The following is a 24463-nucleotide window of genomic DNA, read 5'->3' as shown; positions in this document are numbered from 1 at the left end:
GAGAGAGGATAAATGAGCAAACCATATAAAGAATTTGAACCTAAATGGATAAAAGAACCAGCACCAAAGAATAGTTATCGCTCTATATTTCGCTGGGGAGATCCTAATTTCGTAAAATATCCAAAAGAATCACTATATAAGCTTATGAAAGAAAAGTTTAATATGACAGATGAAGATTTTAAACAGTATGATGGATACCTTGGTTTTGATGAGGTTAAGTTAGATAAGCCATGTGAGCTGGATAAGGTGCACATTGATGCTCTAAAAAAAATAGCTGGAGATGAATTTGTTACAATAGATGATTACAGTAGACTTTCAGTAGCTTACGGAAAAACTGGATATGATGCTCTAAGATTGAGAGAAAAAAGAGTGGATTGTGTTCCTGATGTTGTAGTTTATCCAGATACTACAGAACAAATTGAACAAATTGTAGCATATTGCACTAAACATAGTATTCCATTATATGTATATGGTGGTGGGAGTAGTGTTACAAGAGGTGTAGAGCCCACAAAGGGGGGGATTTCTCTCGATATGAGATTACGTTATAACAAGGTACTATCCTTTAATGAAATAGATCAAACTATAACTGTGCAAACAGGTATGTCAGGTCCACAGCTAGAGGAGGCTCTACAAAATGCACCAAAATTATTTGGTGCCAAACGAGCTTATACTTGTGGGCACTTTCCACAATCATTTGAATATAGCAGTGTTGGAGGTTGGGTTGTTACAAGAGGTGCTGGTCAAAATAGTACCTATTATGGATGTATCACAGATATAGTAATGGGGCAAAAATATGCAACACCAATTGGAACTATTCAAACTAGTCATTATCCAAGAGAGGCTACAGGGCCTAACTTAAATCAGATAATGATGGGCGGCGAGGGAGCTTTTGGTATATTGACAGAGGTTACATTAAAAGTATTTCGATGGATGCCAGAAAATCGCAGGAGATTCTCTTATATTTTTAAGAATTGGGAGATTGCTCAAGAGGCAGCAAGGGAAATGATGCAGTGTGAAGCAGGATTTTCTTCTGTATTTAGACTTTCTGATCCAGAGGAAACTAGTTTAATGCTTCATCTCTATAATGTAGATGAAACTCCACTACAGCGTATTTTTGAAATTCGTGGTTATAAAGATATGGAAAGATGTCTATTTTTAGGGTTCACAGATGGAGAAAGAGGATATTCTAGAAATGTAGCAAAAAACATTAAGAAAATAGCAAGAAAATATGGTGGAATGAGTCTAACTTCATATGTTACAAAGAGTTGGGAAAAAGGACGTTTTAATGACCCATATTTAAGAGATACTTTAATGGATTTTGGAGTTATTACAGATACTTTAGAGTGTACTGTAAATTGGTCTAATATGGCACAGGTTCATAGAGATGTGAGAAAGGTGTGTCATAAGCTACCAAATACTATAGTAACAACTCATATGTCACACTGTTATCCACAGGGAGCTAATTTATATTTTATTTTTATAACTAGAATGAATGAAGCTGAAAAATTTAAAGAATACCATAGTAGCATTTTAGATGCTATTCAAAAGTCTGGTGCATCCATGAGTCACCATCATGGAATTGGTAAAATGTTTGCTCCTTGGTTAGAGGGACAATTAGGACGCAAAGAATTCGGTGTGTTCAAGGCACTAAAAAATTACTTTGATCCTGATTACAACATGAATCCAGGAGGAACCATAGGACTTGACTTAAAGGAAGAGGAAAAACGTTTCTTAAAAGAGGGAATTGATTAAGAATAATAAAAACCGTCTGCATAGAATATGCAGGCGATTTTTGCTTAAGGCACATTCAAATAAATAATAAGTCAGTATGCTAGTCTATTTTGCGTCATACTGCGTCAGCAGAACCCGCTGATAGTCCTACTAGCGGCGGAAACTGCTTCTTTGTCTGACACAAAATATACCAGCATCTTTGACTTGTGTACCTAAATAGAAAATTATCATTTGTTGACTCTCACATTATGGTATACTCTATACTGTAATTGAGCTCAAAAACACATATATGTGAGGTAATATAAATGTTAAGAATAGGTGATTTTTCAAAATTATCAAGAATTAGCATACGAATGCTGCGCCATTATGATGAGATTGGTTTGCTTATCCCCGAAAGTATAGATGATTTTACAGGTTATAGGTATTATAGTGAGGCGCAACTGCCTCTTGCAGGGCGTATCAACGCACTGAAAGATATGGGGTTTAGTCTGGCATCTGTTTCTGAAATACTGAAGAGCTATGATAATCCAGAGGCTCTAAAGAAATATTTATTGTTTAAGAAGACAGAAGTTCGAGAACAGGCGGAGGAAACCAATAGGCGTTTAATACTCATTGAAACTGCTATTAAAAGACTTGGAAAGGGTGATAAGGTTATGAATTATAATGTAACTTTAAAAGAATTGCCAGAAAGATATGTGGCAAGTGTACGTAAAATAATTCCTTCTTACGAACAGGAGGGTATGCTATGGCATACATTAGTGACAGAAACTATGCCACTTAATATTAAGGATGGAGAACCTTGCTATACACTTGCTATTTTCCATGATGGAGAATACAAGGAAAAGGATGTGGATGTAGAGGTTCAGAAATCTGTAAAGGGAAAATATAAAAACACAAAAAATGTAGTGTTTAAAACAATGCCTCCTGTTCAAATTGCATCAGCTACTTATAAAGGTAGTTATGATAAAATTGGTGAAGTTAATCAGGTAGTTGCAAATTGGGTAAGTGATAATGGTTATGAGTTTAATGGTTTAGCCTTTAATATCTATCATGTAAGTCCTCATGAAACACAAAATCCTGAAGAATGGGTAACAGAAGTATGTTATCCTGTAAGAAAGAAATAAAACGGAATAACAAAAGCCGTCTGCTAAAATATGCAGGCGGTTTTTGCTTGTATAAGTAAAACAGGATTTACGTAAAATTGATAGTTTTTATTTTTGTGCATAAAAATACCTACCTCTCTTACAGTGCATTAAAAATGCACATAATAAAATTCGCACAACAATAAAGCCTGCTATTATATTGAGATTCATAGAAATTTATAAGCTATGCTTTGTAATTTTAGTGTAGTATAATTTAGATATGATGTTGAAAGTTTTACCAAGCGGTTAGATATCATGCAAATAATGGAATAATAATTTATATAATTTTGGGAGGCGAAGTATATGAACAATAAAATAGCAGTAATATACAAATCAAAATACGGGAGCACAAAGAAATATGCTCAGTGGATAGCAGATGAGGTAAAGGGCAATTTATTTGATGCTTCAGAAATAAAGGTAGAAATGTTGAAGGAATATGATACTATTGTTTACGGTGGAGGACTTTATGCTAGTGGCATTTCAGGTATATCACTTATAACTAAAAACTTTGATATTATAAAGGATAAAAAAATAATAGTTTACACAGTGGGACTTGCTTCTACGGATAAAAAAGAAGTTTTCGCCCCAATTATAGAAAAGAATTTCCCTAAAGAAATCATAAATAATATAAAGTTTTTTCATTTTCGCGGTGGAATAGATTACAAAAAGCTAAGCTTAGTACACAAAGCTATGATGGCAATGCTAAAAAAAGTAGTATCTAAAAAACCTGAAGATAAGTTAACAGATGATGATAAAGGGTTACTAGCTACCTATGGAGATAAAGTTGATTTTACAGATAGAAGTGCAATAGTGCCTCTAGTTAATTATATATTGTAGAAAGTAATAATAAAGTTTGTGTTAATGAACTAAAAAAGGTTTCCAAAGGTTACGAAATCATCTCTACAGGAGTGACAAGTACCAATGAAGTAAATAGTGCCATAGGTAGTTTAGTAAAGGAGATAGATGTATTTATACCAACAGATCAATTAGTGGTATCATCAATGCCTATAATAGTTAAGAATACATTAAAAGAAAAAGTACCTATAATTGCAGCAGAAAAAGGAAGTGTAGAAGCTGGTGCACTAGCTACTGTAGGAATTAACTATTATAAATTGGGTTATGAAACAGGTAAAATGGCAGTGGCAGTATTAAAAGGAGAGGATATTTCTAAGATGCCAATTAAAATATCAGATGAAACGGATGTATACATCAATGAAGAAAGCTTAAAAAAGTTGAATATTAAAAAGCCATTAATGAAGAATGTTAAATACATAAAAACTAAGGTAAAGTAGATATTGATGATTCACAAGGTTAGTTAAATGCAGTCCACAGGTGATGAACAAAAACAAATTATTGTGTTCGAAAATTCAGATTATTTCAAAAAATGTAGTCTAGGCTACATTTTTTTATTTTTCGTTTTGTTATAATCTCTATAATAAATATATTAAAAATCAGAAGGAGGAGGGAAATAAATGATAAAGTTAATAGGAATTTTAATTATTGTAATAGGTTTTATAATCAAATTGGATACTTTGGCAGTAGTTGTTATTGCCGGTATTGCCACAGGTCTTGTTTCTGGAATGTCCTTCAATGATATAATGAAAATTTTGGGAGAGGCTTTTGTAACTAATAGATATATGTCATTATTTATTATTTCACTTCCAGTTATAGGTCTATTAGAAAGATATGGTTTGAAGGAAAGAGCTGCATATCTCATAGGAAAGATAAAGACAGCTACAGTTGGAAAACTTACTTCTATATATCTTATAATAAGAACAATTTCAGCTGTTTTTAGTTTAAGAATAGGTGGACATGTTCAATTTATAAGACCTTTAATACTTCCAATGGCTCAAGGTGCTGCTGAAAATCGATATGAAGATTTTGATGAAGAAGGAAAAGAAGTGGTTAAGGGATTAGAAGGATCAGTTGAGAATTATGGAAACTTTTTTGGTCAGAATGGTTTTGTGGCATCTGGTGGAGTACTATTGATTGTTGGGGTACTTAAGGAATTGAATTATAAGGTAGAAGCTATTGATGTGGCAAAGGCTTCCTTACCAATTGCTGTAATAATAATGATAGTGGGAACAATTCAATTCTTATATTATGATAAAAAGTTTGACAAGAAATATAAAAAGAAAGCTAAACAAAATACAGAGTCAGGAGGGGATATAAATGCTTAAAGCATCTTTAACTGAAATAATGTATGTTTTGTGTGGCATGGTATGTTTTTATACAAGTTATATGACTTTAAAAGATAAAGAGAATAATTCTAAGATATCTACAGCTCTGTTCTGGCTTATACTTGGATTTATATTCACTTTCAGCAAAATAGGATTAATATGGGGAAATGAGAAGATAGGAGTAAACCCTACTATAATAGGATATTTAATTTTAGTACTTTGTGCATTGTCAGCACTTAAAGTTGTTAAGCCTGGAAAGTATCAACAGTCAACTCAAGAATTTAAAGATAAAATGGCTAATAAAATAGGTAATGCTATATTTATACCAGCAGTAGCTTTAGCACTAATTACTTTTTTGGTAGCACAACTATTTAAAGAATCTTTAGGTTCCCTAGTAGCTTTGGGAATAGGTACATTATTGGCTACTATACTTGCAATAGTAATAACAAAAGGAAAACCAAAAGAAATGGTGGAAGATGGAAGAAGATTATTCCAAATGGTTGGTCCTGTTAATATTTTACCGCAACTTCTTGCAGCATTAGGTTCAGTTTTTGCTAGTGCAGGGGTTGGAAAGGTAATTGCTGATGGCATAAGTGGAATTATACCACAAGGAAATATACTTGCAGGAGTAGTGGCTTATTGCGTAGGCATGGCACTATTTACTATGATAATGGGTAATGGATTTGCAGCTTTTGCAGTTATTACTGCGGGGGTAGGAGTTCCTTTTGTTATAGCTCAGGGAGGAAACCCTGTTGTAGTTTCCGCTTTGGGGTTAACAGCAGGATTCTGTGGAACTCTTTTGACACCAATGGCAGCTAATTTTAATATAGTTCCAACAGCTATTTTAGAAATTAAAGATAGGAAATATGGAGTTATAAAATATCAAGCCCCAGTGGCTATATTAATGTTAATTATACACATATTACTTATGTATTTTTGGGCATTTTAATATAGAGTTTATAAGATTTTTAGGATTAATATTGAAATAAATTTTACGTCGTTATGTTAGGAGAGAATGAAGATGAAAAAAGTATTGGTTACAGGATTTGATCCCTTTGGAGGAGAAAGCATAAATCCAGCTCTTGAAGCTGTTAAAAAACTCCCAGAAGAAATAAACGGAGCTAAGATTGTTAAAGTAGAGATTCCTACAGTATTTAAAAAATCTGTAAGAAAGCTTGCAGAAGCTATAAAAGCAGAACAACCTGATATGGTGGTATGTGTAGGACAAGCAGGGGGAAGATACGATATTACTATAGAAAGAGTTGCAATAAATATGGATGATGCTAGGATACCAGATAATGAAGGAAATAGTATCATAGATGAAAAAATATTTAATGATGGAGAAAATGCATATTTTGCAAGCATTCCAATAAAAGCTATGGTTAAAAAGATACAGGAAGGTGGTATTCCAGCTTCAGTTTCTAATACTGCAGGAACTTTTGTATGTAATCACATAATGTATGGACTTTTATACCATCTAGATAAAGAATTTAAGAATACTATTGGAGGATTTATACATGTTCCATTTATACCAGAACAAGTAGTAGACAAGAGAAATATGCCTTCTATGGCGTTGGAAAGTATAACTAAAGGATTAAAGTTAGCTATAGAAGCAGCTATTGAAACTAAAGAAGATATTAAAGAGACTGGTGGTAAAATATGTTAGAAACTAAAGTTAATATGGAAGTTGAAGAAGTAAAGAATGTATTTGTTTATGGAAGTTTAATGAATAATTTTTTTAACTATGAAAGATATCTAAGAGATATAATATTAGATAGAAAAAAAGCTAGAGTTAAAGGTAAACTTTATCATTTAGCAAAACGAGGATATCCAGCTTTAGTAGATGGAAAAGATTTTGTATACGGTGAGCTTATAAGTTTTAAAAATTTTAAGGAAAACCTTAAAATATTAGATAAAATGGAGGGATATATAAGGGAAAACGATTCTAGCAACGAATACAGTAGAATATTAACAGATGTAGAAGTTTTGGAAGGTGAATCAGCGAGGATTCAAAAAGCCTATATGTATAAGTATAATGATAAAAATAATAAAATAGATAAAAATGATATATATGTGCATCATGGAGATTGGAGAAAATTTATGATACAATATATTAGTTAATTTTATCTAGTACATTTCTTATTTAAAATTTATAGAGTAGAGTGAAGAGTATTGTAGTATTTTGTTGCTACAATGCTCTTCACTTTTTAAATTCCTTTTGATATAATAAGCAAAATATAAAAAATAAAAATTCATTAAATTGGGTGATAGAAATGTATGAAGAATTATTTGATTGTGAAAAACAGCATGAAATGAGAAATTTTTTCTTGAATGATTTTAGTAATTATGGGGAAAAAAGAAGTTTTCGCAAAAATGAGCAAATAATAATTAGGGAAAAGAGGTTTATAGCTGTAGTTACTAATGGTAGCGTGAAAAGAAGTTTTTATAATAGTAATGGAGATGAAAAATATCTTTATTATTTAAAACCGGGAGAAATCTTTGGAGAGGAAGAGTATTTTGAAGGTGTAGCTGATTGTTTTATAAATACAGCTATACAAAACACTGACATATCTATAATTCACTCAAGAGAAGTAGAAAAACTTTTAGATTTTAATGCTGACATATATAGATTCATAATTCATAGCTTAGTTAGGAAGTATAGAATATCAATGACTCAAATGGTAAATATATGTTTTAATGATTCTACACAAAAGGTAGCAGATACTTTAATAAGATTATGGACTCAGTCAAAAGAAATAGGAACTAATAATGAAAAAATAGTAATAAATTTAACTCACCAAGATATTGCAGATATAATAGGATGTTCAAGAATTACAGTTACCAGAACTCTGAAGAAGTTTAAACAAGAAAACATAATAACTTCAGAAAATAGGAGTATAGTAATAAAGGATATAAATAGATTAAAAAGGTATTTAACTAATAATTGTAATAAATAAAATGAGTATATTAATTTATAATAATAATTTAATATAAAATGAGCTTTATCTGACGAATATACCATATGTAGATAAGGCTCTTATTTTATATTAAATTATTAATTTTTTGTTAAAAAGAAACACATAAGCTAGTATTTGAATAAGAAGAGATGGAAATTTGTAAAAAAGATTACAGACGCATAATTACACCATTTAATGGATATTAAAAGGCATAAAAAGACTAATTAAAATCCATGGAGGATAATTACATAATAAATATATATAGTAATTGAATAAAGGATTTTCAATAAATGTATATGTTTTAGGGATGAAATTTTTTAAAAAAAATGATTTAATTATATTTGACTTTTAGTCATATATAATTAAACTTTACAGGATAAAGGAGAAAAACAAATGAAGATAGGTAATAAGGAGATAAGCAAAAAAACCACATATACTGTGATAGCTATTTCCATCATAGCTATAATGTTTGTGCCAATGCTTTATTCAGCTATTTACTTAAAGGCATTTTGGGATCCGTATGGTAACTTGCAAAAAGTACCTGTTGCTTTTGTAAATTTGGATAAACCTGTCACAAAAGATGGAAAAAGATACAATATAGGTGAGGAAGTATCAGATAATCTTAAGGAAAATAAAAAGGTGAAATGGCAATTTGTAAATTATGATGAAGCTAATAAAGGTGTAAATGGGACAAAGTATTATGCTATGATTATTATACCAGAGGATTTTTCTAAAAAGGTGGCTGATGCAGCTGATGGAAAGTTTCAGAAGCCAGAAATAATTTATAGTCCTAATAAAGGGACTAATTTCATATTTTCACAAGTTTCTTCTAAAGCAGCTGACACTATAAAAAGTGAAATAGCTTCAAATTTAGCTAAGGAAACTACCAGGGAATTATCTAATAATCTTTATGAAGTAAAAGATTCTATAAAAGAGGCTAGTGACGGTTCAGAAAAATTAAAAGATGGTCTTTTAGAACTTAATGATGGAGGAAATAAATTACTAGATGGGCAAAATGGAGTTATAGATGGATTAAAGCAGTTCAAAGGCAAATTGTCTCAATCAGATCCAAGGATTGCTGAACTTATAAGTGGTGCCCAAGCTGTAAATGGTGGAGCAAAACAGGTTAGTGAGGGGTTAGGTGAGTTAAATGGTAAGATGCCACAATTAAATGAAGGTATTAATAAGATTAATGGAGGATTATCAGCATTAAATACCGATATACCACAGATAAACAATGGAGCAATAGAAATAAGCAATGGATTATCTGAGCTAAACAAGCAGATGCCAAATTTACAATATGGATCTAAAAAATTGAATGATGGAATTAAGAGCGTAAAGTATAAAGTATCAGAAGACAGCGATGGTATTTCTAAAAAATTAAATTATGCTGGTGATGGTGTTGAAGCTGTTAGTAAAAATATAAATAAAGCTTATGATTTAATAGCACAGGCTCAACAGGATATGGCAAATGGGAATATGGATGTAGCTAAAGCAAAAATAGCTGGATCCAAAGCTATTTTATCTGGAATTAAAAGTAAAGATATAAGCACTAATATAGCAAAACCGTTAAAAGAAAATGTAGATGCATTAAGACCTTTAGTTGGGGTTTTAGGGCAGTTAGAAGAAGGCTCAACTTCAATGTTAGTAGGTACAAATAAAGTTGGCGATGCAGTTGATGAACTTTCAATAGGAGCTACTAAGTTGTCTAAGGGAGTTAGACAAGTATCCTGGGCTTTAAATGAACTTTCAAATGGATCTAATGAAGTTTTAGCTGGACAAAAGAAAGCAACAGAAGCTGTAAACAATATTTTTGATGGATCAGTACAAGTTACAGATGGAACAAATAAAGTAGCTATGGGTAATATACAGTTAGCTAAAGGAATAGATGAAAAACAAAAGCAAGGTATAGATGGAGTCAATCAGCTTTTAGATGGAAGTAATAAATTAAAGGATGGAACATCTGCTTTAAGTAGCGGATTAAAAGAGGCAAGCCATGGAAGTAAAGAATTAAATGAGGGTTTAAGTGAAGGCTATGATAAGATGAATACAAAACTAAAATTTACTCCAGAGAATATGAGTGAGTTTATATCAGAACCATTAACTGTTGATGAAAAGCCAATTAATGATGTTAAGTATTATGGAGAAGGATTAGCACCATACTTTATGTCACTTTCATTGTGGTTAGGAGCTATGTTTGTGAATATTATAATAACTCTAGCGAAGTTTTCAGAAGTTGTTAAGAATAAATTTTTAAGAAGTTTTACAGGAAAAGCTATTATAGGTTCATTAATGGTAGCCATTCAAGCAATAATTTTAAGTATAACACTTACTAAGGGTTTAGGAATGCATTCAATAAATAACGCATATTTTTATATGAATAATATATTTATTGCTATTGTATTCTTTATGATTATGTATGGATTATCTTATGCTATAGGAGGAGTAGCAACTCCTATAATATTTGTAGCATTACTTTTACAATTATCATCTTGTGCAGGTACTTTCCCGATAGAAACATCGCCTAAATTCTATGAGTTTATAGGAAGATGGTTACCAATGACATATTCAGTTAAAATGATGAGAATGATAGTATCTGGTATGAATAAAGTTTTATTTAAAGAAAATGTAATTGCTATGATTAAATTTGTTTGTGTATTTGTTATTTTCGGTTTTTTTACAGGAACTATAATAAAGAAGATAAAAAATAACCATAAAGGGGATATTGAAGATACACAAGAGGTTCAGGTAGCTTAATGTTTTTATATTTATGAATATATTCACGGCATTTTTATTAGTGCAATTAGTTCACTATTTAGCAAAGGATAAATGCGCCACAAGTAATAAATTTTAAAATTATCACTTGTGGCGCATTATTATTTTTTATCATAAGTTTCAATAATTCATGTATAAGTAAAATTATGATTAATATATATGATATTGACTAGGGGATATTAAAGTAATATAATGTTAAAAAATGGTAATTAAGAGAGTAGGGGGAGTTTACAAATGTCAGGAACTATTGCAGAAAAGATATTGAAGGCTCATATTATAGAAGGAAAAGCGGCAGTAGGGGAGGAAGTAGCTTTAAAAATCGATCATACCTTAACTCAAGATGCTACAGGAACTATGGCATATTTACAGTTTGAAGCAATTGGAATAGAAAGGGTTAGAACAGAATTAAGTGTAAGTTTTGTAGATCATAACATGTTACAGACAGATTTTAGAAATGCAGATGATCACAATTATTTAAAGTCTGTTGCACAAAAATATGGTATTTATTTTTCTAGACCTGGAAATGGTATCTGTCATCAACTTTTCTTAGAAAGATTTGCTTGTCCAGGGAAAACTTTAATTGGCTCTGATAGTCACACACCTACTGCAGGAGGAATAGGAGCATTAGCTATAGGTGCAGGAGGCATGGACGTTGCCGCTGCCATGGCAGGAGAAGTTTTTAGAATAAAATATCCTAAAATCGTAGGAGTTAGATTAACTGGAAAACTTCCTAAGTGGGTTTCTGCAAAAGATGTAATCTTAGAACTACTAAGACGTGTGGACGTAAAAGGGGGAGTGGGGAAGGTATTTGAATATTTTGGAGATGGTGTGAAAAATTTAAGTGTGCCTGATAGGGCTACAATTACTAATATGGGAACAGAAACAGGATGTACTACTAGCATTTTCCCAAGTGATGAAGTTACAAGAAAGTTTTTAAAAGCACAAGGACGAGAAGAACAATGGACTGAAATTATAGCGGATAAAGATGCTCAATATGATGAAATAATAGAAATAGATTTAGAGAAAGTAGAGCCTATGGTTGCACTGCCACATAGCCCGGGAAATGTTAAGAAAGTATCTGAAGTGGCTGGCATAAAAGTAGATCAAGTAAATATAGGATCTTGTACTAATTCATCATTAAGAGATCTTTTAATTGTTGCAAAAGTGCTTAAGGATAAAACAATCTCTGATAAGCTTCATTTAAGCATTAGTCCTGGTTCAAGGCAAGTGGTAGAGCATTTGATTGAAAGTAATGATATGAAATATTTAGTTAAAGCAGGTGCAAGAGTATTAGAAAATGCATGTGGACCTTGTATTGGAATGGGATGTGCACCATGTTCCGAAGGAGTAACTGTGAGAACTTTTAATAGAAACTTTAAAGGGAGAAGTGGAACAAAGGATGCAAAAGCTTATTTAACAAGTCCTGAAACAGCTGTTGCCACAGCTTTAGCTGGCGTTCTAACTGACCCACGAAGCTTAGGAGAATATCCAAAAATTGAAATGCCAAGTAAATTTGAAGTTAATGATAATATGATAGTTAAGCCAGTGTCCATTGAAGAGTCAAAGAATATAAATGTGGTGTATGGTCCTAATATTAAGCCTTTACCTGACTTTTACCCTCTTCCTGATATGTTAAATGGGAAGGTACTTATAAAGTTAGAAGATAATATAACCACTGATGATATTATGCCTGCAGGAGCTAAAATACTACCGTTACGTAGTAATATACCTGAAATATCAAAGCATGCTTTTGAGTCTAAAGATAGTGATTTTTATAATAAAGCTCTTGAAAATAATGGTGGATTTATTATAGCTGGTGATAATTATGGACAGGGTTCTAGTAGGGAACATGCGGCATTAGCTCCCAAATATTTAGGAATTAAGGCAGTTATTGTAAAATCCTTTGCTCGTATTCATATGGCTAATTTAATTAATTTTGGAATTGTACCTTTAACGTTCAAAGATACTGAGGATTATAAGAAAGTTGAAGCTGGGGATGAATTGAGGGTTACCATTGGTGATTTAACAGGAGAAGTGATATTGAAAAATATTACCAAAAATATAGATATTCCATTGACACATACTCTTTCAAAATTAGATGCACAGATTTTAAAACTAGGAGGAAAATTGCCTTGGATTAAAAGTAAAATTCAATGATTAAGTAAGACACATTCAAATAAATAACAAGCCAGTATGCTAGTCTATTTTGCGTCATACTGCGTCAACAGAACCCGCCGATAGTCATACAAAGGCGGAACCTGCTTCCTTGTCTGACACAAAATATACCAGAATCTTTGACTTGATATTTTTTTCATGTACCTAATTTCATTAGAGGAGGATTAATAAATATGTTAAGTGAAAAAATCCAAATGAAAGTTCCTTTAGTAGAGATGAATGGAGATGAAATGACTCGTATTTTATGGCATATGATTAAGGATATACTTATTTCTCCATATGTAGATTTAAAAACCCAATGTTATGATCTTGCAATTAAAAAAAGGGATGAAACAAATGATGAAGTTACCATTGAGGCTGCTGAGGCAATTAAAAAGTATGGAGTAGGTGTAAAATGTGCAACTATTACTCCAAATGCGGCTAGGGTGCAGGAATATAAATTAAAGAAAATGTGGAAAAGTCCTAACGGTACAATTAGATCTATTTTAGATGGAACTGTTTTTAGGGAACCTATTATAGTTAATACTATTCATCCTTATGTAAGTACATGGAAAAAACCTATTGTCATCGCCAGACATGCCTATGGTGATATTTATAAAAATGTAGAATATAAAGTTGAAGAACCTGGAAAAGCTGAAATAGTGTTCTCTAATAGTGAAGGAAAAGAAATTTCCAGACAAACTGTTCATGAATTCAAGGGAAATGGTGTTTTAATGGCAATGCATAATGTGGATAAGTCCATTGAAAGCTTTGCAAAGGCTTGCTTTAATTATGCACTAGATAAGAAAATAGACCTTTGGTTTTCTACTAAGGATACTATTTCTAAGACTTATGATGCTAACTTTAAGGCTATATTTGATAGGATATATGAGACTACCTATAAAGAAAGATTTAAGGAAGCTGGTATAGTTTATTTTTATACTTTAATTGATGATGTAGTTGCTCGTATTGTAAAATCTCAGGGCGGAATGCTTTGGGCATGTAAAAATTATGATGGAGATGTTATGTCTGACTTGGTAGCTACTGCTTTTGGAAGCTTGGCTATGATGAAATCTGTATTAGTATCACCAGATGGATATTTTGAATATGAGGCCGCCCATGGTACAGTACAAAAACATTATTATAAATACCTAAAGGGAGAGAAGACTTCTACTAACCCTATGGCTACTATTTTCGCATGGACTGGAGCACTTAGAAAACGTGGAGAACTTGATGAAATAAAGGAACTTGTAGATTTTTCAGATAAACTAGAAAGGGCGTGTGTTGAAACTATAGATAAAGGCATCATAACCAAGGATTTAGCACTGCTTTCAGAAGCAACTAATAAGAATATTGTAAATTCTGAAGAGTGGCTGAAGCTAGCAGCAAAACAACTAGAAAGCTTGCTATAGAAAATATTCGCAATTTTCACAACAAAGTGATTAAGATATAGTAGTTAATGGAAGGTGAATTATATGAAAATTATAAAAGAATCATTAGTTGGAACTTTGGAATCAAGTGATATTCAAATAATGATTTTGCCAAATGAAGATTTTGGAATAGAAATACAATTAAAAAGCAATGTGGAAAAGCAATTTGGTAAACAAATTAGAAAAGTTATTATAGAAACATTACAAAAGTTAGGGGTAGAAAACGTTAAAGTTATAGCTACAGATAGAGGAGCCTTAGATTGCACAATAAGGGCTAGGTTACAGTGTGCAGTTTATAGAGCATGTGGCATTGAAGGAAATTATGATTGGGAGGCGCTTGAGTAATGGAACGTTTAAGAAGAACTATGATGTTTGTTCCAGGAAGCAATCCCGGAATGATTAGGGATGCAGCTATCTATGGAGCGGATTCCTTAATGTTTGATTTGGAAGACGCAGTTGCTATAAATCAGAAAGATGCTGCTAGATTAGTAGTTTATAATGCTATAAAAACTTTAGATTATGGTGATACGGAAATTGTTGTAAGAATAAATGGTTTAGATAGTCCCTTTGGAAGAGATGATATAGAAGCAGTGGTTAGAGCTGGCGTAGATGTAATTAGACTTCCGAAGACAGAGAGAAAGGAAGATATAGAGCAGGTGGAAGCTGTTATAGAGGAAGTGGAAAAAAAAATAGGCAGAAAAGTGGGAAGCACTAAGATGATGGCAGCAGTTGAAAGTGCTATTGGAGTAATTAATGCTTATTCTATTGCTACTTCAAGTTCAAGGCTTATTGGCATAGCATTGGGAGCTGAAGATTATGTAACCAGCATGAAAACCAAAAGATATCCAGATGGTATGGAATTATTAGGAGCAAGAACACAAATTGTTATGGCTGCAAGAGCTGCTGGGATATATGCTTTGGATACTGTTTACTCAGATGTAGACAATGAAGAAGGATTTAGAAGAGAGGTACAATTAATTAAGCAGCTTGGCTTTGATGGAAAGTCCGTTATAAATCCAAGGCAGATTAAGCCAGTTCATGAAATTTATTCACCTAAAGCTAAAGAAATAAATAAATCATTAGATATTGTAAGAGCAGCTAGAGAAGCAGAAAAACAAGGTTTAGGAGTTATTTCTTTAAATGGAAAGATGATTGATAAACCTATTATAGATAGAGCAGAGAGGGTATTACAACTAGCGAAGGCTGTAGGATTATACAAGGAGGTCATGGAAGATGAAAAATAGTATAGGAAGAGAAATTCCAGATGAAATTCTTAAAGATAATAAGCTTTATGCGGGAGCTTTTTCCATGGACCAAAATGTAGTAAAAGTAGGACACAAAGTTAAACCAGTTAAGCCTTGTGAAAGCAAACTATTGAATAGCATTCAGGAAGCTATCCTTAAGTGTGGCTTAAAAGATGGAATGACTATTTCATTTCACCATCATTTTAGAGCAGGAGATTATGTATTAAATATGGTAATGGATGCTATAGCTGGTCTTGGAATCAAAAATTTAACATTAGTGCCTAGTTCTCTTACAAATGTTCACATCCCATTAGTAAAGCATATTAAAAATGGTATAGTTAGAAAAATTTCCACCAGTGGATTAAGGGGTAAATTGGCAGAAGAGATATCTAATGGATTAATGGAGGAGCCTGTAATTATAAGGTCTCATGGTGGAAGAGCACGTGCTATTGAAGCAGGTGATATTAAGATAGATGTAGCATTTTTAGGTGCTTCCTCTTGTGATGAATATGGAAATGCCAGTGGTTCAAGAGGAAAGGCTAATTGTGGCTCTTTGGGATATTCAAAAATAGATGCTCTATATGCGGACAAGGTAGTTATAATAACAGATTGTTTAGTAGATTTTCCTAATATGCCTGCAAGTATTTTACAGAACAATGTGGATTACGTAGTTAAGGTAGATAGTATAGGAGATCCAGAGGGAATAGCTTCTGGTGCCACAAGATACACTAAAAATCCAAAGGAACTACTAATTGCAGAATATTGTAGTAAGGTCATAACAGAATCTGGATATTTTAAGGAAGGTTTCTCATTTCAAACTGGCACGGGGGGAGCTTCGTTAGCCGTAAGTAGATTCTTAAGAGATGAAATGATAGAAAGAGGAATTAAAGCAAGCTTTGCATTAGGTGGAATAACTAAACCAATGGTTGAGATGCTTGAAGAAGGATTAATTAAAAATATTTTTGATGTACAAGGATTTGATTTAACTGCGGTAGATTCTATAGATAAAAACCCAATGCACCATGAAATAGATTCTTCTTTTTATGCCAATCCACATAATAAAGGATGCATTGCAAATAAACTAGATGTAGTTGTTTTATCAGCTTTAGAGATAGACACAGATTTTAATGTAAATGTTATGACTGGTTCTGATGGCGTACTAAGAGGAGCTTCTGGGGGACATTCAGATACAGCAGCTTGTGCAAAATTAACTCTAATTGTAACTCCTACAATTAGAGGAAGAATACCATGCATAGTAGATGCTGTAAATACAGTTATTACACCAGGGGAAAGTGTAGATGTACTGGTTACTGAATTTGGTATTGCTATAAATCCAAGAAGAGAGGATTTGATCCAAAAGTTTAAATATACAAGTATACCTATGTTTACCATTGAACAGTTAAAGGATAAAGCCCAAAGTATCGTAGGCGTTCCTGAAAAAATTCAGTATGATGATAAAGTAGTTGCAATTGTGGAGTACAGAGATGGAAGCATTATTGATGTAGTAAGAAAAGTAAAGTGATAAAAACAAAATAGTAAAAAATATTAAATTTAACTAACTCAACTTTCGCATATAAATTCCAAGCTTTACATTAGATGAATAAAGTAAATACAAATATAGTTTTAATTTAAAATTTTACATTTTTATTTTCTAACTGCGAAAGTTGAGTACCTAAAAATAATTCATATAAATAGAAAGTGCAGATAGACATTTAAATTAGACGGATAGAAGCCTAGGGTGGCAGTGACTTAGAACTTATTTGGTGATTAGAGATTAATTAGTGTGTTAGTTTGATAGTTTGTCAGAAGTTATTTAAGGACTGATGATTGGAGACTAGGAATTGGTGATTAGGGATTAGAAATCAGATAATGGAGATTTATACTAGGAGAGTTATTATGAATATACATTTTCAAGGGAAGGAGCAATCTTTACAGGAGATTTTAAAATGTAGAGAGATAAGGGTGCAGTATCAGCAATATTTATTAAATAAATACCGAAACACAGTTATATCTTATAAGTTAAATATACCTGGACCGATAAAGAATAATTTCATTATAAAAAAGATATTTGATGAAGGATTACAGGTTTTTAAAGATAAGCTAAATGAGACTTCTGGAATGGTTTTAGAGGAAAAGATTTTGTATAAAGACAGTGGGCCTGAGTATTTTGGGGTCTTAAATATATTTCCATATTTAATGAAAAAAATAACTATTGATATTGAAGAGACACATGCTTTGGGAAGACTGTATGATTTCGATGTTTTAAATGAAAAAGGAGAACAAATTTCTAGGCAGGAGTTAGGTAGAGAGCCGAGAAAATGTTTATTATGTGAAAGTAATGCATTTGAATGTGGAAGAGCTAGAAAGCATAAAGTGAAAGAATTAATAGATAAGGTAGAATCTATGGCAGAGGAGTATTTTATATGAGAATTGCTATTATTGGATATGGGGGAGTAGGCAAGGCATTTACCCAATTAATTAATAATAAAAGGGAGTATTTATATAGAAGGAGTTTAGAAATTCAAGTAAATTACATAATTAATAGCAGTGGAGGGATATATAATAGTCAAGGTATTGATTGTTCTGAGCTTATAGAGTTTTTAAAATGGGAAAAAGATATTACAAAATATAAAAAAGGAGGAAGCGAGAAAATTTCTCTTGATACCATACTCCAAAATAATGATATAGATATGGCTATAGAAGTTACGTCCACCAATAAAAAAACAGGAGAGCCTGGAATGACACATATAAGAAAATGTTTAGAAAATGGCATACATGTGGTCACCGCTAACAAAGGTCCAATACTTTTAGCTTATAAGGAATTAAAGGATTTAGCCTTAAGAAATGGTGTTGGATTAGGAGTTGGGTGTACAGCAGGTGGAGCATTGCCTTCTATAAATGGGGGATTAATTGATTTAGCAGGAGCTGAAATTATTTCAATTGAAGGAGTGCTTAATGGAACTACTAATTTTATTATTAATGAGATGGAGCATAAGGCAGTGAGTTATCTAGAAGCTTTGAAAAAGGCTCAAGAATTGGGTATTGCAGAATTAGATGCTAGTTTGGACGTGGAAGGATGGGATACTGCATCTAAATTATTAATTCTTACTAATATATTGATGGATGAAGAGAAAATCTTAAATGACATTACTATAGAAGGCATAACAGAAATTACAAAAGAAGAAGTTATGAAGTGTTTACAGGAAGGAAAAAAATATAAGCTTCTTGGCAGAACTGTAAAAGAAAATGGAAGAATTAATATGAGTGTAAAACTTGAAAAATTGGATATTACACACCCGTTGTATGGTGTAGATGGGAAGAATAAAGGAGTTACATATAAAACAGATGTTTTAGGAGACCTAACAATTATAGGTGGTGCGTCTGGTGTAATTTCTGCTGCAGCTTCTATTTTGAGAGATATTATAAATATTAGTAAAGAGTATAGAACTACGAAAAAATTCTATAAAATGTAAAAGTATATGGAAAAGCTAAAAAATATTTACAATTAAACTCAAAATTATGATAAAAATGTTAAATTTATTAAGAGAAAAATCCTTTTAATGAAAAAAATGTTGTATACTTTATTGTATATTTAAGAATTTTAATGTACAATTAAATAGGATTTAACATGCGAGGATGTTTTTACATCCTTGTCTATTTTTATGCTAAAAATTATAACAAAGGAGAAAAACTAATGAAAAAGTTTACAAAAGCAAGGATGGCGTTGCTAGTTGGTGCTTTTACTATGTTTAGCACTGCGTGTTCCATCCAACCAAACAAAAGATCAGACAAAAGTTCAACACCAAAAGAAAAAGCTGCTGTTAATTTTAAAACAGGAGCTACACCTATAGTAGGTGGAGCAGCAATAAACAAGCATGATATTACTATGTACAATGATAAAGTTGCTGTTTCTTTCGCTGTAGACACACCAAATCCTTGGGGAAATCCTAAAGGCAGTATATTGGACGTAGCTACTGTGACAGATGGAAAGTTCGGTCAAGATAGAGTTCTTGATGTAGAGTTTTTAGCTGACCAATGGAGTGGCTGGGTTAGCGGTGTACCAGAAAAAGTATATATTGATAAGAGTAGTACAAAAACAAAAGGGATTGTGGTAGCTGAAAGAACTTTTGTGCGTGAAGGGAAAGCACCCGTTAATGTTGTAACAACATATTCTCTAGAAGTAGGTAGCAATGAAGTTAAGATGGTTACAAAATTTTCAAATACTGATAAAAAGAACTCCTATGCCGATTTATATAGTGGGTATACCATAGGAAATAAAGGTGGATATATGTTTGGTCCTTATGGATACAATACACCAGATAAAAAGACAAAACAAATTACTATAGGTGAAAAACTTGGACAATATGTTACTACATACAATAAAGATTTCGCTGTAGCTCTTCATGTTGATGATGCAAATAAGTATATAGGTACATCAGGATACAAAGACTTATATAAATTAACTACATTGGCTCCTGGCGAAACTAAGACATTTAATGCTACATTGCAAATTGAAAATAGTGGTAGTCATTCACCTATATTAGATAAAGCAATGAAAATGAAAAACGAAAAGACAGGCGTATTAGAAGGAAAAATTTACTCAAAAGATAATAGCGGAAAAGAAAAGAAAATTTCTCAACCAATTCTTGTGGTAGAAAAAGAAGGAGAATACGAGGATACTAAAGGATATAATTTACCTGCTGGTACAGTGGTGAAAGAATTCCAACCATTTACATGGGCTGTTGGAGATAAAAATGGTAACTACAAATTAAATCTTCCAGCTGGTGACTATAAGGTTTATGCTATTGCTGAAAACTATGCACCTAGTCAAAAGGTAGCTGTTAAAATCGAAACAGGTAAAAAAGTTACTCAAAGCTTCGGACAACTTGTTCCTGGTGGAACTGTTAAATTATCAGCTTACGATAGCAAAACTAAAAAGCCACTTGATGCTCGTATTGAAGTTAAGGGTGGAACTGTTCCTGTAGTAAGATATTTAGGTGCAAGTACATTCTTTACAGGACTAGATAAGACAGGAAGTGCAAGCTTTGTTTTAAATCCAAATGTTGATTATAAAGTAAACGTTTCTTCAGGTAGAGATTTTGTTTCAAAAGGTAAAGAAATTGCTATAAATGTTAAGCCATCTGAGACGAAAAAGCTTAGTGTTGGACTAGATATGGATTTAAATCCAGCTGCAGAAGGATGGTTTGGAGCAGACTTACATCATCACAGTAATTTAGGAGATGGAATTACACCACCAAAAGATTTGGTTAAATCACAGCTTAGCAGTAAATTAGATTTATTATTTATCAGTGACCACGATGCAGTAAAAAATCATCAAGAGATGAGAAGACTTGCTAAGTCAAAAAATATGCCGTTTATCCCAAGCTTAGAAGTTTCACCTAGCTGGGCGCATTTTAATATTCTTAATATGCCTTCGGATAAATCTATTGATCCAAATAGTAAAGCTTCAGAAATTATAAAAAAAGGTCATGAGCTTGGCTCATTAGTAATTAGTAATCACCCTTATACTTCATATGGTTACTTTACTGCTGATGAAGAAGGAACTATTCCAGGTGGTTACGATCCTAATTTTGATTTAGTTGAATTACAACCTACAATGAACCTATATGACGCTGATAACTATGAAAAGAAAACTTTAGATAGAGTTTATAAACTTTGGAATGAAGAAGCAAACAAGCCTACAAAAAAATACTATTTAACTGGCGGAACAGACACTCATGATGTTTGGTCAGAGTTATACTCTGGTCAAATAAGATCCTTTGTTAAAGTTGATGGAAAATTAACAGAAAGTAAGTTCTTAGAAGGATTAATGAAGGGACATTCCTATGTAAGTATGGGACCTATAGTAACACCTGATAAAATGTTTGGTGAAACTTACAATATTAAAAAAAATGAAACATTTACAATGAATTTAAAAACACAGGCTGTAAATGGAATTAAGAAAGTTTATGTAATTAGTAAAGGTTCAAAAGTTGCAGTAAAAGAGTTTGATGGAACTAAAAATGAACAATTAGTGAAATTTGATTTAGTTCCAACTGAAAATACTTGGTATAATTTCATCATAGAAGATAGCCAAGGTAAAACTGCAGTTACTAACCCTGTTTGGATGAATATGTCTAAATAATATAAGAAACTATTAAATGATATATGAGCCCTATCTGATAAGTATTAACAGATAGGGCTTTTAATTATGCAAAAGATTAATGTTAAAATTTAATATTAGAATGACACTGGTTTAATTACAGTAGGATAGCTTTAGATAGGGATATTTGTAAATTGACAATATATTTTGAATATTATAGAATAATGTTAGTATAAGTGTGAAATCTGTTAGAATACAATGTTTTCTATAAATTTAATAAAATACAAAAAAAGACAGCACATTAAAAATGCTGTCTATTTTAAGATATAACAAGGGGAGGCTATTTATGGAATTTAAATTTGATATGGAGAAGAATGAAGAAAAGCTTAAAGATTTCAGAATTTTTATCAGGGAAAATCAGCATAAGAAAGGGGCTTTGATGCCAGTATTGCAAAGGGCACAAGTATTATTTGGATATTTACCGGAGGAGGTATTAGAGAGTATATCTAAAGAATTAGATATACCGCTATCAGAAATATATGGGGTAGCTACTTTTTATTCGCAGTTCTCCCTTATACCTAAGGGCAAATATAAAATTGGGGTTTGTCTGGGAACGGCTTGTTATGTAAAAGGTTCTCAAAAGATACTTGACAAAGTTATGGAAGAACTGGGCATTGGAGTAGGTGAAACTACACCGGATATGAAATTCTCTATAACAGGAAGTAGATGTATTGGGGCTTGTGGATTAGCACCGGTTTTATCCATAAATGATGAGGTATACGGTAGAGTGAAGCCAGAAGATGTAAAGGATATAATAGATAAATATAGATAATATGGGGGTGTGGTAGATGATTACAATAGATGAACTAAAAAAAATAAAAGAGGAAACTTTAAATAGAATAAAACTCCGTCAGTTAGAAGTAGGCAAAGAATTTATTGATGAAACTCATGGATTTAAAAAGCATCACATATTAGTTTGTGGTGGGACAGGTTGTCATTCATCTAAAGGAGATAAAATAAAGGAATTACTGGAACAAAAGATAAAGGAAAAAGGAATATCGGAAGATGTAAAAGTAGTGCTTACAGGCTGTTTAGGTTTATGTAAATCAGGACCCAATGTAGTAGTTTATCCAGAAGGCGTATTTTATAGTCACGTTGAATTATCAGATGTGGACGAAATTGTTGAAGAGCATATAATAAAGGGGAACATAGTAAGAAGACGATTATTTAAAGAATCACATGTAGACGATAAAGTAAAACCTATTAATTCAGTTAATTTTTACAAAAAGCAAACTAGAGTTGCACTTAGAAATTGTGGAATTATAGCTCCAGGGGACATTGACGAATACATAGCAATGGATGGATATTCAGCATTAGCAAAGGTTATAACTGAAATGTCTCAGGAAGAAGTAATAAATGTAATGAAAGAATCTAATCTACGTGGAAGAGGTGGAGCAGGATTTCCAACAGGTAGAAAATGGCAAGAAGCTTATAAATACCAGTCTGATCAGAAGTATATAATTTGTAATGCAGATGAAGGAGATCCAGGAGCATTTATGGATAGGTCCATATTGGAAGGAGATCCTAACTCTATATTAGAAGCAATGGCTATAGCAGGCTATGCAGTAGGTGCAGATCAAGGCTTTATTTATGTTAGAGCGGAATATCCGATAGCGGTACAAAGACTAGAAGTGGCAATAAAACAAGCTAGAGAATATGGATTACTAGGTAAAAATATATTAGATACAGGTTTTAATTTTGATATTGAACTTAGACTAGGAGCTGGTGCTTTTGTATGCGGTGAAGGTACAGCTCTTATGGAATCTATAGAGGGAAGAAGAGGAATGCCAAGACCTAAGATTCACAGAACTGCTCACAAGGGTCTATGGCAAAAACCAACAATAATAAATAATGTAGAGACCTTTGCAAATGTACCTGTAATATTTCAAAAGGGAGTAGAATGGTTTAGGAATATTGGTACAGAAAAATCTCCTGGAACTAAGGTATTTGCACTAGGTGGAAAGATTGAAAATACAGGATTGATTGAAATTCCAATGGGAACTTCTCTTAGAGAAATTATATTTGACATAGGTGGAGGAATACCTAATGGTAAGAAATTTAAAGCTGTACAAACTGGTGGACCATCTGGAGGATGTATACCAGAGGAGTATTTAGATACGCCAGTGGATTATGAATCCTTAGGAAAATTAGGATCTATTATGGGTTCTGGCGGAATGATTGTAATGGATGAGACAAACTGTATGGTGGATATTGCAAGGTTCTTCCTTGACTTTTCAGTAGAGGAATCCTGTGGAAAATGTGTACCATGTAGAGAAGGTACAAAGAGGATGCTTGAAATACTGGAAAGAATAACCAAGGGAAAAGGTGAAGATGGGGATATAGAGAGATTAGAAAATCTTTCTGATATTATGACTTCTGCATCCCTTTGTGGACTTGGACAATCAGCTTCTAATCCAGTAATCACTACATTAAAGTATTTTAAAAATGAATATGAAGCGCATATAAAAGATAAAAAATGCCCAGCCGGTTCATGTTCAGCACTTTTAGAATACTACATTGGAGAAAATTGTGTCGGATGTGGTAAATGTGCTAGATCATGTCCTGTTGGTTGTATAGAAGGTAAGATAAAAGAAAGACACGTAATAGATACTTCAAAGTGTATAAAATGTGGAACTTGTATGGAAGCATGTCCACTAAAACCAAAAGCAGTGGTTAAAAGGTAGAGA

The 24463-nt window shown here is 32.4% G+C and carries 20 protein-coding genes; all 20 read left to right on the top strand.

The features are described from left to right. Positions 1–12 precede the first annotated feature (12 nt). The 20 genes from CC89_RS11395 (at position 13) to CC89_RS11300 (ending at position 24460) form a co-directional block, all read left to right on the top strand. Entirely contained in the window at positions 13–1752 is a 1740-nt protein-coding gene (locus CC89_RS11395) for an FAD-binding oxidoreductase (RefSeq protein ID WP_035292234.1), read from the top strand. A 284-nt stretch (positions 1753–2036) separates the two neighbouring features. Next, positions 2037–2855, top strand: coding sequence for a MerR family transcriptional regulator (locus CC89_RS11390; RefSeq protein ID WP_035292232.1), 819 nt, complete (start codon positions 2037–2039; stop codon positions 2853–2855). Positions 2856–3176: 321 nt separating this feature from the next. After that, on the top strand, positions 3177–3710 hold the full coding sequence (locus CC89_RS11385) for a flavodoxin domain-containing protein (RefSeq protein ID WP_035292230.1): 534 nt from the start codon (positions 3177–3179) through the stop codon (positions 3708–3710). Beyond that, positions 3704–4165, top strand: coding sequence for an ABC transporter substrate-binding protein (locus tag CC89_RS11380; RefSeq protein ID WP_081897045.1), 462 nt, complete (start codon positions 3704–3706; stop codon positions 4163–4165). Before CC89_RS11385 ends, CC89_RS11380 begins: the two co-directional genes overlap by 7 nt. 180 nt (positions 4166–4345) lie before the next feature. After that, on the top strand, positions 4346–5053 hold the full coding sequence (locus CC89_RS11375) for a DUF969 domain-containing protein (RefSeq protein ID WP_035292228.1): 708 nt from the start codon (positions 4346–4348) through the stop codon (positions 5051–5053). After that, on the top strand, positions 5046–6002 hold the full coding sequence (locus CC89_RS11370; RefSeq protein ID WP_035292226.1) for a DUF979 domain-containing protein: 957 nt from the start codon (positions 5046–5048) through the stop codon (positions 6000–6002). The genes CC89_RS11375 and CC89_RS11370 overlap by 8 nt, the downstream gene beginning before the upstream one ends. 72 nt (positions 6003–6074) lie before the next feature. After that, positions 6075–6719: a pyroglutamyl-peptidase I gene (pcp, locus tag CC89_RS11365; RefSeq protein WP_035292224.1), complete on the top strand. Its 645-nt coding sequence runs from the start codon at positions 6075–6077 to the stop codon at positions 6717–6719. Further along, positions 6713–7174, top strand: a complete 462-nt coding sequence (locus tag CC89_RS11360; RefSeq protein WP_035292222.1) for a gamma-glutamylcyclotransferase family protein — start codon at positions 6713–6715, stop codon at positions 7172–7174. The genes pcp and CC89_RS11360 overlap by 7 nt, the downstream gene beginning before the upstream one ends. Positions 7175–7326: 152 nt before the next feature. Continuing rightward, complete coding sequence (locus CC89_RS11355; protein WP_035292220.1) at positions 7327–8010, top strand: Crp/Fnr family transcriptional regulator; 684 nt, start codon at positions 7327–7329, stop codon at positions 8008–8010. A gap of 393 nt (positions 8011–8403) precedes the next feature. Beyond that, entirely contained in the window at positions 8404–10767 is a 2364-nt protein-coding gene (locus CC89_RS11350) for a YhgE/Pip domain-containing protein (RefSeq protein WP_035292217.1), read from the top strand. A 252-nt stretch (positions 10768–11019) separates the two neighbouring features. Continuing rightward, complete coding sequence (locus CC89_RS11345; protein ID WP_035292215.1) at positions 11020–12942, top strand: aconitate hydratase; 1923 nt, start codon at positions 11020–11022, stop codon at positions 12940–12942. 191 nt (positions 12943–13133) lie between these two features. Beyond that, positions 13134–14351, top strand: a complete 1218-nt coding sequence (locus CC89_RS11340) for an NADP-dependent isocitrate dehydrogenase (protein WP_035292213.1) — start codon at positions 13134–13136, stop codon at positions 14349–14351. Between the two features lie 63 nt (positions 14352–14414). Continuing rightward, positions 14415–14714, top strand: coding sequence for a citrate lyase acyl carrier protein (gene citD, locus CC89_RS11335; RefSeq protein ID WP_035292211.1), 300 nt, complete (start codon positions 14415–14417; stop codon positions 14712–14714). After that, positions 14714–15613 carry a citrate (pro-3S)-lyase subunit beta gene (gene citE / locus CC89_RS11330; RefSeq protein ID WP_035292209.1) on the top strand — a complete coding sequence of 300 codons (900 nt, stop codon included), beginning with the start codon at positions 14714–14716 and terminating at the stop codon, positions 15611–15613. Before citD ends, citE begins: the two co-directional genes overlap by 1 nt. Then, the gene (gene citF, locus CC89_RS11325) at positions 15603–17135 is read left to right on the top strand and encodes a citrate lyase subunit alpha (protein ID WP_035292208.1); all 1533 of its coding nucleotides are present in this window, start codon (positions 15603–15605) and stop codon (positions 17133–17135) included. Before citE ends, citF begins: the two co-directional genes overlap by 11 nt. A gap of 374 nt (positions 17136–17509) precedes the next feature. Then, on the top strand, positions 17510–18040 hold the full coding sequence (gene citX / locus CC89_RS11320; RefSeq protein WP_035292206.1) for a citrate lyase holo-[acyl-carrier protein] synthase: 531 nt from the start codon (positions 17510–17512) through the stop codon (positions 18038–18040). Next, positions 18037–19086: a homoserine dehydrogenase gene (locus tag CC89_RS11315; RefSeq protein WP_035292204.1), complete on the top strand. Its 1050-nt coding sequence runs from the start codon at positions 18037–18039 to the stop codon at positions 19084–19086. Before citX ends, CC89_RS11315 begins: the two co-directional genes overlap by 4 nt. A 221-nt stretch (positions 19087–19307) precedes the next feature. Further along, positions 19308–21758, top strand: a complete 2451-nt coding sequence (locus tag CC89_RS11310) for a CehA/McbA family metallohydrolase (RefSeq protein WP_035292203.1) — start codon at positions 19308–19310, stop codon at positions 21756–21758. Between the two features lie 304 nt (positions 21759–22062). Further along, entirely contained in the window at positions 22063–22548 is a 486-nt protein-coding gene (gene nuoE, locus CC89_RS11305; protein ID WP_035292201.1) for an NADH-quinone oxidoreductase subunit NuoE, read from the top strand. 16 nt (positions 22549–22564) lie between these two features. After that, complete coding sequence (locus tag CC89_RS11300; protein ID WP_081897043.1) at positions 22565–24460, top strand: NADH-quinone oxidoreductase subunit NuoF; 1896 nt, start codon at positions 22565–22567, stop codon at positions 24458–24460. The last annotated feature ends 3 nt before the right edge of the window (positions 24461–24463 follow it).

The organism is Clostridium sp. KNHs214 (assembly GCF_000744935.1).
In the GTDB taxonomy this organism is placed as follows: Bacteria; Bacillota; Clostridia; order Clostridiales; family Clostridiaceae; genus Haloimpatiens.
Note: the sequence above shows the minus strand (reverse complement) of the source record. Positions and strands in the feature narration are given on the sequence as shown.